The sequence below is a fragment of the Chitinophaga agri genome, assembly GCF_010093065.1.
Taxonomy (GTDB): Bacteria; Bacteroidota; Bacteroidia; order Chitinophagales; family Chitinophagaceae; genus Chitinophaga; species Chitinophaga agri.
The window spans coordinates 4,233,871-4,250,683 of record NZ_CP048113.1; the positions used below are offsets into that span (position 1 = coordinate 4,233,871).

Consider the following 16,813-nt stretch of genomic DNA (forward strand, 5'->3'; position numbering starts at 1 on the left):
CTGATTAATCCCGGAAATAAAGTTTAAGTATCTGATCAGATGTCATTTTTGCACTGGCGCCATTCAATGAGTCCAGTTTTGATTTTTCTCTCACCACAGGATCGAGTGTGTTATACTCGAGCAATGTCTTCATCTGTGGTTTACGCTTTACAGAGATGGTGTCATGCAGGTATTTCTCCATGATCAGGCTCGCGATTGGAGCGGCGTAGGTACTACCGAAACCGGCGTTTTCCACAATCACCGCAACAGCGATCTTCGGATTATCTCTCGGAGCGAAAGCAACGAATACAGAGTGGTTTTTCAGTTTGGTAAGCTTTCCATTTACAATGGCGTTATTCTCTGCCGTACCTGTTTTACCACACACGATCTCGCCTTCTATCTTTGCAATTTGACCAGTACCTCTTTCTACCACATCCTGCATACCGTAAATTACCGGCATATAAGAAGAGTCAGAAATTTTCGCTACTGTATGTCTCTCTTTGAATTTCTTCAGCAGATCGCTATCATCATTGTCAATATTATCCACGAAATGCGGCAGATAATAATATCCTTTATTAGCAATGATACACATCGCGTTCGCCATTTGTAAAGGCGTGGCAACAACCTGTCCCTGGCCCATCCCTACGTACAGTTCTGAGCATGAGTTCCACTGACCATGATATAATCTGTTCATACCGGCAGTATCAATAGCCTTACCACCAGATTCACCCGGAATATCTATCCCGAGTTTGTGTCCGAGACCGAAAGAAGAGATGTAATCATGCCAGTGCTGGTGTCCTTTTTTCACCCCGCCCCATTTCGCGGCGTCCACTTCCATACGGTAAAGGTGCACAAAATAGGCGTTACAGGAGTTGGCAATTGCCAAACGCAGGTTGGCTGCGTGTCCTGCATTGTGGTGCGTACAGGCGATAGGACGGCCACAATAAGTATAAGCGCCACCACATGGGAAGCCAAAGCTTGGTGTGATCACACCCTCATCCAGCGCGATGAGCGCCGTCAGTGGTTTCATGGACGATCCTGGTGGATAACCAGCCTGGATGGCACGGTTAAACAGCGGTTTTGTCGTATCGGTAAACAAGCGGCTGAAGTTGCGGGTACGGTAGGAACCTGTCAGCAGGTTTGGATCAAAAGTAGGCGCACTGACCATGGTAAGGATACCACCCGTCTTCGGATCGATGGCAACGATACTACCGATCTTATTACGCATCAGGTGTTCACCTAATACCTGCAGGTCTACATCCAATGCGAGGCGCAGGTTTTTACCTGCGATAGCGGCCGTATCAAATTCACCCTTCTCATATGGCCCCTGCGGACGGTTGAGGTTATCTTTTACGAGATACTGTATACCACGCTGTCCCATCAGCACACTTTCATATGTTCTTTCCAGACCGGTCATACCCAGGTAGTCCCCCTGATTATAGGCGGAATAAGCGGGCTTCTGTAACATCTGTGGAGATACCTCACCGATATAACCAAGGATATTGGCCGCAGCATTGAAAGGGTAGGAGCGGATCTGACGTTGCACGAGCTCAAACCCTGGCTGGAACATATACATACTTTCCTGCAAACGGCCGAACATATCCGGCGCCAGCAGGGGATAGAATATAGATACACGGCGGCTGCCGTTTTTAATAATAGCGGTAGTGATACGTTTTCTGAACTCTTCCTTGTCAATGCGAAGGATCTCACACATGTAGGCAGTGTCAATATTTTTCACACTGATGGGTGTAACGACGAGGTCGTACATAGCATCGTTGCTGAGAATACTTCTGCCTTTGCGGTCATATATAATACCGCGGCTTGGGTAAACCACCTTACGGAGTACCGCATTGGCATCCGCCAGCTTGGAGTATTTCTTCTCAACAATCTGCAAAAAGAACAGCCTTGTAATGATCAGAAGGACCATTCCAAGGATAATAAACTGAATGACTCTTTTCCTGGGCTGATTATAGACAGACATTTACGCTGAATAATGTGGCCACTTCACGGCCTCCCCTACCGTCTGGCAGAAAGATGAAGCAAGCGACCTGTTGCTTTATAATAAACTTTCAATTCCTAAAGATAGATATTACGTTCTGTGGTATCTGTTATCGTGCTTCTAATTAACAAAACATAATCTCTCAAAAAATATGGTCTTTATACTGGTTCCCGGCCTACTACTTCCTGGAAAAGAACAATAATTCATACAGCACTATCAGCAGGATACTGGCGGCTGTCGATAAGAGGATCTTCAAAAGCAGGTAGAAAAAGCTCGCAAAGCTGAACACTTCCAGTGGGAAATACACCAGGTTGTGCAAAAATACCAGGATTGCGATATAGGTCAGGAATTGGGACACTCCCATGCTGGTCATGGATGGTGTTTTCTGAGTGGTCTCAAAACCACCCTGTGGCGATAATACGTTGATGATAAACGGACGGAGATAAGCGATGAAGACACAGGCAGCTGCGTGCATCCCCATGGTGTTCATAAACATGTCCATACCGAGCCCCATGAGCAATGCCAGCAGCATTAATGCCGGGCGGGGCAGGTTGAATGGCAGTAACAGGACGAACAACATGTACAGGTTAAGCCCTACCAGCTGGTGCAGCAGGATATTATTCAGTACAAATACCTGCAACAGCAGTAAAAGCACAAAGCGGATAATATTTCTTAACAGTATACTCATTTAATCAGCCTGTAGGTTGAATCTTCTAAAGATTGTTGTTCTTCCTTCAGCAGGTTGTCAATGACATATACGTACTGAAGATTGTAAAAGTTAGTAGCCAGTTTAATCCTGATGGTATAGGCGGTACTGGATTTATCAGCGAGCGTATAGGATTCTACGTAACCGATAGGGATATTTTCAGGAAACAGGGCAGAGTAACCACTGGTCACTACGGTATCTCCTTTAATGAGTTTCACACTTTTCGGTACATCTTCCATCACGGCATAGCCGGCTTCTCCACCGTACCAGCGTACGGTACCCATTTCCTTGCTATAGCTCAGACGGGCACTGAAGCCGAAGCTTTTTCCTTTGGAAAGGAGGGAAAGCACAACGGCATAGTCTTTATTCACGCTACGTACCACACCCACAACGCCACTTGGACCTACGACACCCATGTTTGGTCTGATACCATTATCGCTACCGCGTCTGATGGTAATATAGTTAATAGGATTATTAACGCTGTTATTCACCACTTTCGCTTCCTTGTAGAAGTAACGGCGTACTTCAGTACCGATCACCTTACGGGTGGTGTCAGTGCTGTAGTGACGGATGGTATCCGTTTTTACGATATTTTGAAGGGTAACGCTGTCGAAGCTGGTGCGCAGCATGTTATGGAGGCGGGCATTTTCTTTCACCAGGCTATCATTGGTAGCTTTCAGGTGGAAGTAATACTCCACATTGTTGTAACGCTCGTATAACCTGGCGCTGAGACTATTGGCAGAGTTGAGGTAGGCTGATTTCTGAAGATCGTTGTTCCGGAATACCAGCACAATACAAATCACTTCCAGCAGCAGAAACAGAAAAAAATTAAAATAGCGCCTAAAGAAAATGATGAGATTACGCACAGGATGTATTTTCTTGGTAGAAGATGTACAGGGCAGCTGTTACTGCCCCGTACATTTCCTGATATTATTGCATAAGGAACGGATACTTACCTACGTGTTTCAGTGCGATTCCGGTACCTCTTACTACCGCACGTAACGGATCGTCCGCTACGTGAACAGGTAATTTAATCTTCTGAGTGAGACGTTTGTCCAGTCCGCGGAGCAATGCACCACCACCAGTCAGGTAAAGACCCCTGCGGTAGATATCTGCAGCCAGCTCCGGAGGAGTGGTTTCGAGTGCTTTCAGGATAGCTTCTTCGATCTTGAAGATAGATTTATCAAGCGCTTCGGCTACTTCCTGGTAAGACACCATGATTTGTTTAGGAATACCGGTTACCAGGTCACGACCGTTTACAGCCACGTCATCTGGTGGGTTATCCAGTTCTTTCAGGGCGGAACCGATCTGGATCTTGATCTGTTCAGCGGTCCTTTCGCCGATCAACAGGCTATGATAACGACGCAGGGCTTCCATGATATCAGCGGTAAATTCATCACCGGCGATACGGATACTCTGGTCACAAACGATACCTGCGAGGGCTATTACGGAGATACCGGTGGTACCACCTCCGATATCAATGATCATGTTACCAACGGGTTCTTCCACGTCTATGCCGATACCTAATGCAGCGGCCATTGGTTCATGTATGAGGAACACTTCCTTCGCGCCTGCCTGTTCAGCAGAGTCGCGTACGGCGCGTTTTTCTACTTCTGTAATGCTGGAGGGTATGCAGATAACCATACGCCAGCTTGGGGAGAATAAGGGCTTTTTGGGATACACCAGTTTGATCATCTCACGCAACATACCTTCTGCCGCGTTAAAGTCGGCTATCACACCATCTTTCAACGGACGGATCGTACGCAGGTACTCGTGTGTCTTCTCGTGCATCATCATGGCCTTCTTTCCTACCGCCACGATTTTACCGCTTGCGCGCTCTATAGCAACAATGGAAGGTTCATCCACCACCACCTGGTCATTGTGAATGATCAGCGTGTTAGCTGTACCTAAGTCAATCGCTATTTCCTGTGTTAAAAAATTAAAGAACCCCATTGCTTAATATGGTCAAAATATTATTGTGTGCAAAAATGAATAATTCCAACGAATATACAATCTTAAAATTGTTTGTTTTCTCAATAATACAACTATAATATTAAAAAATGTTATTTATTGTATCTGATGAGCCGGTTAATAAGTTGCAACAGTTATTGACAAGGTAACGGCCGGCATAGTAATGACTCTCGAAAACGCTTAAACGAAAATGGTTTGTGTTATTTCTGTACTCTGTATGAATGAGTTATGCTCTCCCAGACCCTCCCTTTGGCCTCTTCCGGCACACACCGGAACCCTCGATCAGACTACACTTTTCGCGCCGTATGGGCGCGAAAGGCGCAAATGAACATCTTGCTACACGAACTCGTAACCAATATCCCTCCTGTAATATTTGCCTTCAAAGTCAATAATTTCAGCAGTCTGCCGGCTGTGCGTCAACGCAATGCCCAGATCAGTTGCAAGGGAAGTTACAGTCAGTACACGACCACCATTCGTAAGGATTTCCCCTCCCGCGGCTTTTGTTCCTGCCTGAAATACCAACTGGTCCTGCGTAGGTGCCGGTATATTGCTGATCACCTTTCCTTTTTCGTATGCCTCCGGATAGCCTTTTGCTACCAGCATAACGGTGGTTGCCACACGGGCATCCTCGTAGATCGTTTGTGATGAAAGCTGCCCTTCCTGTACTGCTTTGAACAGTTCCAGCAGATCGTTCTGCAAACGTGGTATCACCACCTCTGTTTCCGGATCGCCCATACGGCAGTTGTATTCAATCACGAACGGTTCTCCATTCACATTAATCAAGCCAAAAAAGATGAACCCGTTATAAACGATGTTCTCTTTTTCCAGTCCGGACACTGTCGGACGGATAACGCGGTCTTCCACCAATGCCATGAATGCCTGGTCAGCAAACGGCACAGGGGAAACGGCACCCATACCACCGGTGTTCAGACCAGTGTCTCCTTCTCCGATCCGTTTATAGTCTTTTGCTGTAGGCAGGATCTTGTAGGAATGACCATCTGTCAGTACAAATACCGACAGCTCAATTCCTGTCAGGAACTGCTCTACAACTACTGTCTTACTAGCATCACCAAACTTCGCATCTTTTATCATCTGTGAGAACTCCACCACAGCTTCTTCCCGATCATTCAGGATCACAACCCCTTTACCTGCTGCCAGTCCATCGGCCTTCAGTACGATCGGCAGGGTATGACTACGCAGATATGCCACGCCTTCTTCATAATTTTCCTCACTGAACTCGCGATAAGCGGCAGTAGGAATATTATGACGCTGCATAAACTGCTTGGCAAACGCTTTACTGCCCTCCAGCTGTGCTCCCAGGGCAGATGGGCCCATTACCGGAATATGCTGTAAAGCGGCATCCTGCTGAAAGTAATCGTAAATTCCTTTTACCAGCGGTTCTTCAGAACCCGGCACTACCAGAGAGATCGCATTCTCTACACAGAAACTCTTTATTTTCTCAAAATCAGAAACAGCGATATCAAGGTTCTGTCCGTATTGGGCAGTACCCGCATTCCCAGGAGCAATAAACAACTGTTCACAATAAGTGCTCTGTGCCATTTTCCATGCGAGGGCGTGCTCACGACCGCCGCTTCCTAATAGTAATATCTTCATATGAAAAAATAAAAAATTCGCTTGCGCGCTTTAAATACATTCACCTGGTCAATCGGCCCCGTTCTTCTAAATTTTTTGCAAAGAAAGGCCAAAATTTAACCAAAAACACCATTTTACCCGATAAAAAGCTGAATTTATTTAACTTGCCGGATTCGGACGACTGACTAACACCATAAACAACAAAAACTAAACGTACCTATTATGACTCAATCTGCTGTTGAGCAGCCTGTAATCTCGCCCTCTTCTAAAGGAAAAGGGCACCACAAAGGATTATATGTACTCTTTTTTACAGAAATGTGGGAACGCTTCGGTTATTACCTGATGATCGGTATCTTCTTTCTTTACCTCGTAGACCCTGCGACTAATGGTGGTAAAGGACTAGACACGACCAAAGCGGCTGACCTCGTTGGCTCCTACATCGCATTAGTTTACCTTTCTCCATTCCTTGGCGGCCTTATGGCTGACAGGTATCTTGGCTACCGCCGCGCCGTTATACTCGGTGGTGTGCTGCTGGCGGCTGGTTATTTCAGTCTGGCCGTTCCCGGCGACATGGCCATGTATGTCGGCCTGGGCCTGATCATTATTGGTAACGGTTTTTTCAAACCGAATATCGGTACGATCCTCGGAAACATCTACAACAGGGAAGACCTACGCGCCAAAAAAGATGTTGCATATAACATTTTTTACATGGGTGTAAATATCGGCGCCTTCATCTGCAACTTCGTAGCCGCTTATCTTCGTAACCATTATGGATGGGGACACGCATTTGCTGCTGCCGGTGTAGGTATGCTGATCGGTCTGATCATCTTCGCGACCAACCAGAAAGTGATTGCTTCAGGCGATGTAAGAAAAGAGCCTTCTCCGGACGACATGCCAATGGCTAAGATTGTATCCCTGGTATTCCTGCCTGCCATCATCGCTGCTACGCTCGGCTATTTTATGAACGATATCCTGGGACATACCCTGTTCCACACCCGTTCAAATGACGCCTTCATGTTTGCCTGCGTACCGATCATTATCTTCTATATCCGCTTATATACTACCTCTCAGAAACGTGAAGACAAACGCGGACTGGGTGCCCTGCTGGCATTCTTCGCCGTGGCGATCGTATTCTGGGTGATCTACAACCAGAACAGTACAGGTCTGACCATCTGGGCTGACCAGTATACCGACCGCTCTATGTCCGCTGGTGTCGAAGAAGCTGCCAAACCACTGGGTATGCTGCAGACGGTGACTACCGATCCTCACGCTGTGACACAGGTTGACGAACACTTCCGTGCTGTAACAGATGCTTCCGGTAAGGTAGTTGAAACACAGGGCCCGGACCTGTATTTCCAGAACGTTCCCAAAGATCAGTGGCCTAAAGACGGTAAAATGAGACTGATCTCCACCGAGATCTTCCAGTCTATCAATCCGTTCTTCATTGTGGCATTCAGTCTCATGGTTGTTGGTTTATTCGGATGGCTGGCTAAACGAGGCAAGGAACCAACCACGCCTGTGAAAGTGGCCATGGGTATATTCCTGGCGGGTGCATCTTCGCTGCTGATGGTGGTAGCTGCGTCCATGACCAACGTTTATCTTGACAAAACCTCTATGGGATGGCTCTTCGGAACCTATGCCGTGTTTACGGTAGGTGAGATCCTGGTAAGTCCTATCGGTCTGTCCATGGTATCTAAGCTCTCTCCGCCACGTGTAACAGCGCTTATGATGGGTGGCTGGTACCTGGTAAATGCGATCGCAGGTAAAGTAGCCGGTCTGATGGCCACCTTCTGGGATGAGTTCATCGACAAGAAACTGTACTTCCTGATCCTCGTGGTATCCGCTGCTGTTGCTGGCGTCGTGATGCTGATGATCAGTAAATGGATCGCCTCCGTAGTGAAAGAGAAAACCGGATCCTACTAATATCACTGATTATCATATCATTAAGAAAGGCGTGGTTCCCTCCGCGCCTTTCTTAATTTGTAGCCGGTAAGATCGGCGCCAGCATTGACCGGTTATCCGAAAACCAGCCACAAAAAAGGATTTTTCGCTTATATTGCCGTTTAATCAACAAAAATCTACACTATCAAACCTACTTATGGCAGATAAATTCAAGCCTTTCGTATCGCCGGAAGTGCATATGAAAGAGTTTACGCTCAAGTCCATTATACTGGGCTGTATTTTTGGGATCATCTTCGGAGCCGCAACTGTATACCTCGCATTAAAAGCAGGTTTGACTGTTTCTGCCTCTATTCCTATCGCCGTGATCGCTATCACCCTGGGTCGTAAGTTCTTCAAAACGACCATTCTTGAAAACAACATTATCCAGACCACGGGTTCTGCAGGTGAGTCTATTGCTGCTGGTGTAGTATTTACCCTGCCAGGTTTCCTGTTCCTGACAGATGGTGGTGGTGAGGAGTTCTTTAATTACATGACGATCCTGATCCTCGCCATCTTTGGTGGTATCCTGGGTACGCTTATGATGATCCCACTGCGCAAGTCATTGATCGTAAAAGAGCATGAAACACTACCTTATCCGGAAGGTACTGCCTGTGGTGAGGTACTGATCGCTGGCGAGAAAGGCGGTGATTTTGCTAAGACGGCCTTTCTGGGTCTGGGATTTGCTGCGGTTTATGCTGTCTTTCAGAAGATATTTCATGTGGTGGCTGAAGCGCCTTATTTCGTCACTCAACAAGTCAATAAATACTTCCCTTCTGCACGTGTAGGTGGTGAAATTACACCGGAATACATGGGTGTCGGCTATATTATCGGCCCACGCATCGCTGGTGTACTGGTAGCTGGCGGCGTGCTATCCTGGCTGGTACTAATCCCTTTACTGGCTTCTCTGCTACCGGCTGATATGATTGCTACCCAACTTGTTAAACTAGGCTATCTCGCGAATCTTCAAACTGAAGGTGGTGGTGCGGGATGGGATCCGGCTTTACATACCTTCAAAGATTATCCAAAGGCCGTTTATCTGGCATATGTACGTCAAATCGGTGCTGGCGCGGTAGCGGCGGGTGGTTTTATTACGCTGATTAAAACAATCCCTACCATCATTTCCTCTTTCAAAGGCAGCATCGGCTCCCTGAAAAAAGATGAACAGGATACGACCAGCGGAAAAGGAGCTGTGCCACGTACTGAAAGAGACCTGAACATAAAGATCGTATTATTCGGTAGCATCGCCCTGATCCTATTGATGGCATTTCTGCCTCAGTTACCTGGCGACTCTATCGTAAATAAATTGTTGGTAGGTGTTCTGGTAGTTATATTCGGCGCCTTCTTCGTAACTGTATCCAGCCGGATCGTTGGTCTGATCGGTTCTTCAAATAACCCTATCTCTGGAATGACAATCGCTACTTTGATGGGTACCTGCCTCGTATTCATTTCTGTTGGATGGAGTGGGAAAGCATATGAGCCTATGGCGCTGGTAGTAGGTGGTATGATCTGTATTGCTGCTGCGAATGCTGGTGGTACCTCACAAGACCTGAAATCTGGTTATATAGTGGGTGCAACACCTATGTATCAGCAGATATCCCTGTTCATAGGTGCGATCGTTTCCTCTATCGTGATCGGGCTGACCGTGAAATTCCTGGATAAACCAACTGCTGCAATGATTGCAAAAGGTGTAACTAAACATGCCATTGGTAGTGAATTCTATCCGGCTCCGCAGGGTACACTGATGGCAACCCTCGATAAAGGTATTCTGTCTTACAACCTGGATTGGCAGTTCGTACTGGTAGGGGTGTTTCTGGCTATCACCATGGAACTCTGCGGTATCAAAGCCCTCTCCTTCGCTGTAGGAGCCTATCTGCCACTGTCTACCACCCTCCCGATCTTCATTGGTGGTGCCATTCGTGGTATAGTTGATAGAAAACGTAAAAAGGATAATGCACAATTATCCGCAGAGGAAGAAGAGCTTGGTAAAGGTAATTTGTTTGCCACTGGACTTGTAGCCGGTGGAGCAGTTTCCGGAGTTATTATAGCCATACTTGCGGGATTTGACGGTTCCGCCAAAGCATTGGAAGCTATCAATATGGAAGGTACTTTAACCAATGTACTGGGCCATGGCGGATACTTCCTTTTAGGTACGCTGGCGTTTGCGGGTATGGGTACTTACCTGTACCGTATCGCGATCAAAAAATAAGAACACCTTACAGATCCGGCGTGCCGGATGCAAACATATTCTTCTCAAAAGAAAAATCCTGATCTGGTACAGATCAGGATTTTTACTTTAGGCAGCCGCTATTTACAATTAACTGCTTATTATTGCGTTATAAACAAAATACCCCCTTTATGCGCCTTATCCTAACCATTCTTTGTGCCTGTCTGTTGTTATCCGCCTGCGAACAGGAACATCAGGAAGAATTACGCAAATTTGTTGCTTTCGAACTCGACAACATGATATTTGAAGGCGAAAATCCCAATGCCGTCCTTACAATGGCCAATCTTACCGATACTGATCCCAATAATGATATTGACCAACTGGTCATCACAGCAAATGGCTATACAGCAGATGAAGTAACGATCACACTCTTAGGCACCGGCGACGGGCTCAGAAAAGGCATCTTTCATTCAAGTGATGGGAATAGTCTTACACTATTTTCCAGCATTCCCAACACCCATCAGATCGCAAATCAACAGCTCGGTACTTTCACATTTGAAATCACCACGGTACAAGACAGCCTTATCGAAGGTAAATTCTATGGCACACTGGTAGATAGTTCAGGCGCCATCTCTCCCAAAGAAGCAAAATATGGTTTCATCCGCACCATCGTCAAAGCTGCCCGTTAAACAAACGACAGGTGAGGATATTGCTGCTTCAGAATGGCCGCATCATCTGCCGCAAGCCATTTCTTCAGCAAGGTCGCATATACACTTTTGAAATCGACGGTATACTGCAGGTCTCCATCTTTCAGATTGGCCAGATCAGGTCCTTCATTAAGCAGGCCCCGTTGCTTAAGACCTCCACCAATGATGAACATGTTATTGGCGGTGCCATGGTCGGTGCCACCGCCGGCATTTTGCTCCACACGACGACCAAATTCAGAAAAGGTTACAATCACCACATCCTGAAAACGGTGATTATTCTTCAGTTCCTTTGTCAATGCCGTAATTGCCTCATCCAGTCGTTTCAACTGCGTTTGCTGTGAAGCCAGCTGATTCACATGGGTATCAAATGCACCGTGAGAGACGTAGTATACTTTGGTACTGATATCTGACATGATCAGGCGTGCAATCGTCTGCATATTTTTACCCAGTTCCGTAGCAGGGAAGAGCTCTTTCGTTTTATATGCCCTGAACTGACCTTTAATATATTCAGCAGAAGACATTGTCGCGCCCATCGTCTTATACAGATAATCCACTGGTTGATGATCATCTGTTACTGTATGTCCACCCGAGTGCTTATTCAACAGCTCTCTGAACATACGATCATTGGCCGCAGCCTGCAGTTTATCAGGATCCTTAAAGGCCAGTCCTTTCTGCACATCACCCTTCATCGCCAGACTTAACGTATCGTCTATTTCCAGTGCCTGTACCGGCTTATCACATCCTTTACACTGTGCATCAAGAAAACGACCGATCCAGCCATCTGTCCAGTTCTCCGCAGATGAACTTGCGGACTGCCAGATATCCATTGACCGGAAATGTGAGCGATCAGGATTAGGATATCCTACATTGTTCAGCAATGCCAGCGATCCTTCGTCATACAATGCCTTCATACCCTGTAACGCAGGATGTAAGCCTGTTTCATCTGTGAGTGATAAGGCCTGCTCCCGGGAAATACCCAGCGTAGGACGTAGTTTGTAGTAAATATCATTCCGGTAAGGAATGACCGTATTCAATCCATCATTGCCGCCCGACAATTGTACCACTACCAGTACCTTGTTTCCTGGAGGCACCATATTATCTCTTTCCAATGCCTTGAGGAACCTGGGCATCATCAGGGAAGCAGAGGCCAATGATCCTACCTGTAAAAAACGTCTTCTGTTTAAGATCTCCATGAGTTAATTTTTTTAAGTGGATACATTAGCACAACTGGTATTCCGGTGTGCTCATGACTGCAATCGCAATGGTTTTAATATAATTTTCACGGGAGGAGGCATCAGCATAGTTCTCCAGTAATTGTCTGCTGACATGCTTATTTGTTTGCAGTAAAGATCCTGCAATCGCATCTGCCAGTTTCTCACGTGGTACCTTCTCATAATCTTTCAGCAACGCATCCCAGTTAATAACCCCTTTGATCTTTTTTGCATATTGTTTCCGGACAGATTCATTCAGCTGCATCGTCACTTTATAACTACCCATGCCCATTTCAGGCGTGATCTCTTTGGGCGTGATGTTAAACTCTTCTTCATAAAAGATCATCTTAGGCAGTTGCATACGATACATCAGACTGGAGCTGTCTATCCAGTTGCGTCCACCTGGCCATCCGGCTACATTGGGCGGATAAAACAACACTTGCCCCAGTACCTGTTGAAAAGATAATAGCACCTCTTCTTTTTCAAACGCTACCGGTACTGTCTTGCGTAAACCTACAAGTAGTTCCACCGGTGATTTTATCCGTGTGCCAATAAGGCGCTCATCATAAAACCAGTCTGCATTGAAGAGGTGTTGCATTAATGCATCAATATCATATCCGGAGGTATAGAACTTATCTGCCAGTGCATTTATTCTTGCTTCATCAGGATTTTCATCGACAAAGTACCGGTATATTTTCCCGGTGATATATCTGGCTGTTTCTTTTCTTTCAAGTAATATCTTCAATACATCATCGCCTGTAAAGTTGCCTGTCTTCCCTAACACAGTCTTATCGCTATTGTCATGTCGTTTGGGCCTGAATACAAAACTGCCATCACCTTCATATCCCCAGCCGGTAAAGGCACGGGCAGCTTCTTTAATATCCATTTCCGTATAATGTCCTCTACCCATCGTGAACAGTTCCATTACTTCGCGGGCAAAGTTCTCATTGGGATGCGCTTTGTAGTTCTGCTGATTGTTCAGGAACTGTAACATAGCTGGAGACTTGGATACAGCCGTCAGTAATTCGGCGAAATTGCCCAATGCATTCTCTCTTATAACCTGCAACAGCTGCTGATTGAACAGCACATTTTGCGTACGGCACGCAAAGTGGCCATGCCAGAAAAGCGCCATCTTCTCCCGGAGAGGATGTTCGCTTTGCACCATTTCGTTTAACCATTGCAGATTAAGTTCCCTGATGCCCTGGCGGTTCATCCTGTTCACTTCCCGCTTCTCTTCCGGTGACATTGATTTGTTGCGATCAGGGAGATCCGAGACGTCCCTTACCTTCAGTGGTGTCTGCGCATCTTTCTCAGGCCCGGTCAATATTCTGCTGATGACCTTACTACGTTTTTTATGGGTCCAGTCTTCTATGATGGAGGGGGAAGCACCAAAACCGGCTCTCCATGCCAGGTGTTGCATTTGCAGTTTTTCAGGAATAGCGGCCATACAGGAAATAGATTTGGGATTTGACAACTGGCGATCGTAAAGGTTTAACAGCGGGCACAGGATTTAACATGATGAAATTGTTAACAGTGCACATGCAGCTATTACAAAATAAAAATAGCCCGTTTCACTGTTAACAAATATCATTACGGCAGTTGTGAATCATGTAATTACTGACGGAATCGCCATACCGGATAACTGCTCCCCTTTGCAAATACCCTCTGCTCTGGGGGTAATTCCAGGAATCCATCCGCCTGCAGCAATGCAGCCAGATCACCGGAACCATGATAGGGTGGGGGAAGGGCTACTAACTGTCCACCCGCCACAGGGTGCAGGCGTACCGGCATAAAATAGGTCAGCGGAGAGGCGAAGTTCACATCGGCACCTAATACCGCATGTGGTACAGGCGGTGCGTCATACTGCATACAGGCACGTAACCATGGCAACACGTACCGGTAGCAGCACATAAAACCCGACACAGGATTACCCGGCAACGCAAATACTACCGGCCCTTCTTCAAACTTTCCGAACAGAAAAGGTTTGCCCGGACGTTGCTGTACTTTATGAAATACCTGCTGCATACCCATCTGTTCCAGTACATGTGGCAGATAATCGTATTTTCCAGCGGATACAGCTCCTGTACATATCCAGGCATCCATTGTCTTTAAGGAAGTAAATAACGCCTGTATAGCAGCCTCGTTATCTTCCACGTGATAACAGGTAGCCTCTATACCCAGTTCTTTCAGGGCAGCGGCCAGGCTATAGGAGTTGGAGATCCTTACCTGATGGATATCCGGGGTATCACCTACAGGTACCAGTTCATCACCAGTAGCAATCACTGCCACTTTGGGCAACCTGCTCACATTAACCATCGTCTTACCAACCGATGCAAGCACACCAATCTCCGCCGCTGTCAGCCAGGTACCTGCAGGAATAACCAGCTGACCTGCAGCCGCATCGGTACCCTGCCGGTGAATATGCTGCCCTTTTGCTACTGCGGCATTAATGGTAAAGCGCCTGAACCCTTCATGCTCTGAGACTGTCAGATGCTCATACTGTATCACCGTATCGGTCATTTCCGGCATGATCGCTCCGGTCATCACTTCCATACAATTCGCAGTATTTCCCAGTTGTTTACGGGGCATACCGGCTGCCTGCATATCTTCCACACCAAAGACAGTCTGACCTTTGGCATAAGTTTCATAGTCTATGGCTATTCCATCCATCATGGCCCTGTCATAGGGAGGAAAGTCTCTGTCAGATAATACCGGTTCCCGCAGGATACGTCCGGTGGCAGCAGTAAATGGCAATTGTTCCATTCCGAAATCACGAACGGTACTCATTACCGCAGCATATGCGGCTGTTACGTCTATCAGCATTGTTTTGGAGGTTTGATTGCTTTAGTTGTAAATTTATTCCATTATGAGCAATGATTCAAGTCAACAGGAATTTTCGCATCTCAACGCAGCAGATCAACCAACCATGGTAGATGTGAGCGGGAAGTCAGCAACCGTGCGTGTGGCAGTAGCGGAAAGCAGGGTATTTCTACCGGAAATCGTCAGGCAGCAGTTCAGCGGAACGGATATTCAGACAAAGAAAGGGGCCGTATTCCAGACCGCTATACTAGCGGGCATCATGGGTGCAAAAAGAACACCGGAGCTGATCCCGCTATGTCATACATTGCTGCTGGACGGTTGTCAGGTGGATATTACGCTTGAAAATGAGGAAGCCGTGATACGCTGTACTGTGAAGACCACCGGAAAGACAGGCGTGGAAATGGAAGCGCTGACAGGTGCCAGTGTAGCAGCATTAACCATTTATGATATGTGTAAAGCATTCACACATGAGATGGTGATACAGGGAACACGACTGATCAGTAAAACAGGCGGCAAACGCGATTTTTAAAAACAGTGACATGGCAGCACCATTAAAAGGACTCATTCTCTGCGGAGGCCGGAGTACGCGTATGCAACAGGATAAAAGTCAAATTGCATATCATGGCAAACCGCAATGGCAATATCTATACGAACTCGTACAATCTGTTATTCCAGATGTGTATGTTTCGTGCCGGGAAGAACAAAAAGCGACACTACATACAGGCATTCCTGTGATAATGGACAATGTGGAAGGAGCAGGACCTTCTGTAGGACTGCTGAGCGCAAGTGCTGCCTATCCCGAAACCGCGTGGCTGGTACTGGCAGTAGACCTTCCACTGATCAGTGAACAGACCATCAACTATCTGCTTGCAGAAAGAAAGCCGGACAAAGACGCAACCTCACTTATCAGCCCCTTTAATCAGCTACCGGAACCATTGATTGCGATATGGGAGCCGTCGGGGTTGAAAAAGCTACAGGAGAACTTTGCTGCCGGCAGGAACTGTCCGCGTAAAACATTGCTGAATGCTGATATTTTCCAGATAGAGAATCCTTTTTCGGCAGAGCAATACAATGCTAATACGCCTGAAGAAATGAGAGAAGCTGGCAGGCAGCTGGGATTATGATGCATGGCCCTTGTCGTATTCATCTTTCAGCTAATATATGTTGCTAAAAAATAGTAAATCGTCCGCTAATGGCGGACTTTTTCATACCTCCCTGTCATAAACGTCCCCGGTAAATCTCCGGTCGACCCACACTGCCTTTTCTGACCCAGTATTTATTTCGTGCAGCCCAATAAGTAAGTTTTTCTTCAAAACTATTTGCAACAAAGATGCAAACTGTATATATTTGCTGCGTGATAAGATCAATTCTATACAGAGCCGTAGCATATCTCCTGCTCATAGCATTCAGCTATGTACAGGCAGTACAGGTTCTGCATGATTATCGCCATCATCACTACTCATCCGGAAAAAGTCTGCATTTTGGCAAAGACCCTGCCTGTAAGATATGCGAACATCTGCTGGTGAAAAAGCACCAGTCACTAACGGGTGAGATCTATTCACTACTTGACGTTAACACAACATTTGAAATAATCAGGGAGGTACCATGCAATACACCTCCCGCGATTGCCTTACCCAGCAGTCTGAATAAAGGTCCTCCATCTATAGCATAACTATTGTTCTGCCATCAACAGTTTTGAGTCTCTTCAAAACACTTTAAACT

General features: G+C 46.5%; 14 protein-coding genes. 6 read left to right on the plus strand and 8 right to left on the minus strand.

What is annotated here, in order from left to right; genetic code table 11:
* Positions 1–4: 4 nt before the first annotated feature.
* From mrdA to purD, 5 genes are all read right to left on the minus strand, one after another.
* A complete protein-coding gene (gene mrdA / locus GWR21_RS16770; RefSeq protein WP_162332864.1) occupies positions 5–1,960 on the minus strand; it encodes a penicillin-binding protein 2 in 1,956 nt (651 codons plus the stop codon).
* Positions 1,961–2,156: 196 nt separating this feature from the next.
* Positions 2,157–2,666 (minus strand): rod shape-determining protein MreD, encoded by a 510-nt coding sequence (locus GWR21_RS16775; RefSeq protein WP_162332865.1) that lies wholly within the window; start codon positions 2,664–2,666, stop codon positions 2,157–2,159.
* Complete coding sequence (mreC, locus tag GWR21_RS16780; protein ID WP_162332866.1) at positions 2,663–3,550, minus strand: rod shape-determining protein MreC; 888 nt, start codon at positions 3,548–3,550, stop codon at positions 2,663–2,665. The genes GWR21_RS16775 and mreC overlap by 4 nt, the downstream gene beginning before the upstream one ends.
* 64 nt (positions 3,551–3,614) lie before the next feature.
* Positions 3,615–4,637 carry a rod shape-determining protein gene (locus tag GWR21_RS16785; RefSeq protein WP_012787871.1) on the minus strand — a complete coding sequence of 341 codons (1,023 nt, stop codon included), beginning with the start codon at positions 4,635–4,637 and terminating at the stop codon, positions 3,615–3,617.
* A 354-nt stretch (positions 4,638–4,991) separates the two neighbouring features.
* Complete coding sequence (gene purD, locus GWR21_RS16790; protein ID WP_162332867.1) at positions 4,992–6,269, minus strand: phosphoribosylamine--glycine ligase; 1,278 nt, start codon at positions 6,267–6,269, stop codon at positions 4,992–4,994.
* A 201-nt stretch (positions 6,270–6,470) separates the two neighbouring features.
* On the opposite strand from purD, the gene GWR21_RS16795 reads away from it, so the two are divergent.
* The 3 genes from GWR21_RS16795 (at position 6,471) to GWR21_RS16805 (ending at position 11,042) form a co-directional block, all read left to right on the plus strand.
* A complete protein-coding gene (locus tag GWR21_RS16795) occupies positions 6,471–8,171 on the plus strand; it encodes a peptide MFS transporter (RefSeq protein ID WP_162332868.1) in 1,701 nt (566 codons plus the stop codon).
* A gap of 175 nt (positions 8,172–8,346) precedes the next feature.
* Positions 8,347–10,395 (plus strand): OPT family oligopeptide transporter, encoded by a 2,049-nt coding sequence (locus GWR21_RS16800; RefSeq protein WP_162332869.1) that lies wholly within the window; start codon positions 8,347–8,349, stop codon positions 10,393–10,395.
* Positions 10,396–10,544: 149 nt separating this feature from the next.
* Positions 10,545–11,042, plus strand: coding sequence for a hypothetical protein (locus GWR21_RS16805; RefSeq protein WP_162332870.1), 498 nt, complete (start codon positions 10,545–10,547; stop codon positions 11,040–11,042).
* Here GWR21_RS16805 and GWR21_RS16810 read toward each other — a convergent pair.
* From GWR21_RS16810 to GWR21_RS16820, 3 genes are all read right to left on the minus strand, one after another.
* Positions 11,039–12,253, minus strand: coding sequence for a DUF1501 domain-containing protein (locus GWR21_RS16810; protein WP_162332871.1), 1,215 nt, complete (start codon positions 12,251–12,253; stop codon positions 11,039–11,041). The genes GWR21_RS16805 and GWR21_RS16810 overlap by 4 nt on opposite strands.
* Positions 12,254–12,278: 25 nt before the next feature.
* Positions 12,279–13,718 carry a DUF1800 domain-containing protein gene (locus GWR21_RS16815; RefSeq protein ID WP_238429842.1) on the minus strand — a complete coding sequence of 480 codons (1,440 nt, stop codon included), beginning with the start codon at positions 13,716–13,718 and terminating at the stop codon, positions 12,279–12,281.
* Positions 13,719–13,885: 167 nt separating this feature from the next.
* Positions 13,886–15,094 (minus strand): molybdopterin molybdotransferase MoeA, encoded by a 1,209-nt coding sequence (locus GWR21_RS16820; protein ID WP_162332872.1) that lies wholly within the window; start codon positions 15,092–15,094, stop codon positions 13,886–13,888.
* A gap of 43 nt (positions 15,095–15,137) precedes the next feature.
* Here GWR21_RS16820 and moaC point away from each other — a divergent pair, with 43 nt between their 5' ends.
* From moaC to GWR21_RS16835, 3 genes are all read left to right on the plus strand, one after another.
* Positions 15,138–15,620, plus strand: coding sequence for a cyclic pyranopterin monophosphate synthase MoaC (gene moaC, locus GWR21_RS16825; protein ID WP_162332873.1), 483 nt, complete (start codon positions 15,138–15,140; stop codon positions 15,618–15,620).
* Between the two features lie 10 nt (positions 15,621–15,630).
* Positions 15,631–16,215, plus strand: a complete 585-nt coding sequence (locus GWR21_RS16830; protein ID WP_162332874.1) for an NTP transferase domain-containing protein — start codon at positions 15,631–15,633, stop codon at positions 16,213–16,215.
* A gap of 230 nt (positions 16,216–16,445) precedes the next feature.
* The gene (locus GWR21_RS16835) at positions 16,446–16,763 is read left to right on the plus strand and encodes a hypothetical protein (protein WP_162332875.1); all 318 of its coding nucleotides are present in this window, start codon (positions 16,446–16,448) and stop codon (positions 16,761–16,763) included.
* Positions 16,764–16,813 lie beyond the last annotated feature (50 nt).

What these genes read in the sequence shown, in the direction of transcription:
- GWR21_RS16805 (WP_162332870.1), top strand. Translation starts at nt 10,545, where the DNA reads ATGCGCCTTATCCTAACCATTCTTTGTGCCTGTCTGTTGTTATCCGCC.
- GWR21_RS16830 (WP_162332874.1), top strand. Translation starts at nt 15,631, where the DNA reads ATGGCAGCACCATTAAAAGGACTCATTCTCTGCGGAGGCCGGAGTACG.
- GWR21_RS16800 (WP_162332869.1), top strand. Translation starts at nt 8,347, where the DNA reads ATGGCAGATAAATTCAAGCCTTTCGTATCGCCGGAAGTGCATATGAAA.
- GWR21_RS16820 (WP_162332872.1), bottom strand. Translation starts at nt 15,094, where the DNA reads ATGCTGATAGACGTAACAGCCGCATATGCTGCGGTAATGAGTACCGTT.
- mrdA (WP_162332864.1), bottom strand. Translation starts at nt 1,960, where the DNA reads ATGTCTGTCTATAATCAGCCCAGGAAAAGAGTCATTCAGTTTATTATC.
- GWR21_RS16795 (WP_162332868.1), top strand. Translation starts at nt 6,471, where the DNA reads ATGACTCAATCTGCTGTTGAGCAGCCTGTAATCTCGCCCTCTTCTAAA.
- GWR21_RS16785 (WP_012787871.1), bottom strand. Translation starts at nt 4,637, where the DNA reads ATGGGGTTCTTTAATTTTTTAACACAGGAAATAGCGATTGACTTAGGT.
- purD (WP_162332867.1), bottom strand. Translation starts at nt 6,269, where the DNA reads ATGAAGATATTACTATTAGGAAGCGGCGGTCGTGAGCACGCCCTCGCA.
- GWR21_RS16815 (WP_238429842.1), bottom strand. Translation starts at nt 13,718, where the DNA reads ATGGCCGCTATTCCTGAAAAACTGCAAATGCAACACCTGGCATGGAGA.
- GWR21_RS16810 (WP_162332871.1), bottom strand. Translation starts at nt 12,253, where the DNA reads ATGGAGATCTTAAACAGAAGACGTTTTTTACAGGTAGGATCATTGGCC.
- GWR21_RS16775 (WP_162332865.1), bottom strand. Translation starts at nt 2,666, where the DNA reads ATGAGTATACTGTTAAGAAATATTATCCGCTTTGTGCTTTTACTGCTG.
- moaC (WP_162332873.1), top strand. Translation starts at nt 15,138, where the DNA reads ATGAGCAATGATTCAAGTCAACAGGAATTTTCGCATCTCAACGCAGCA.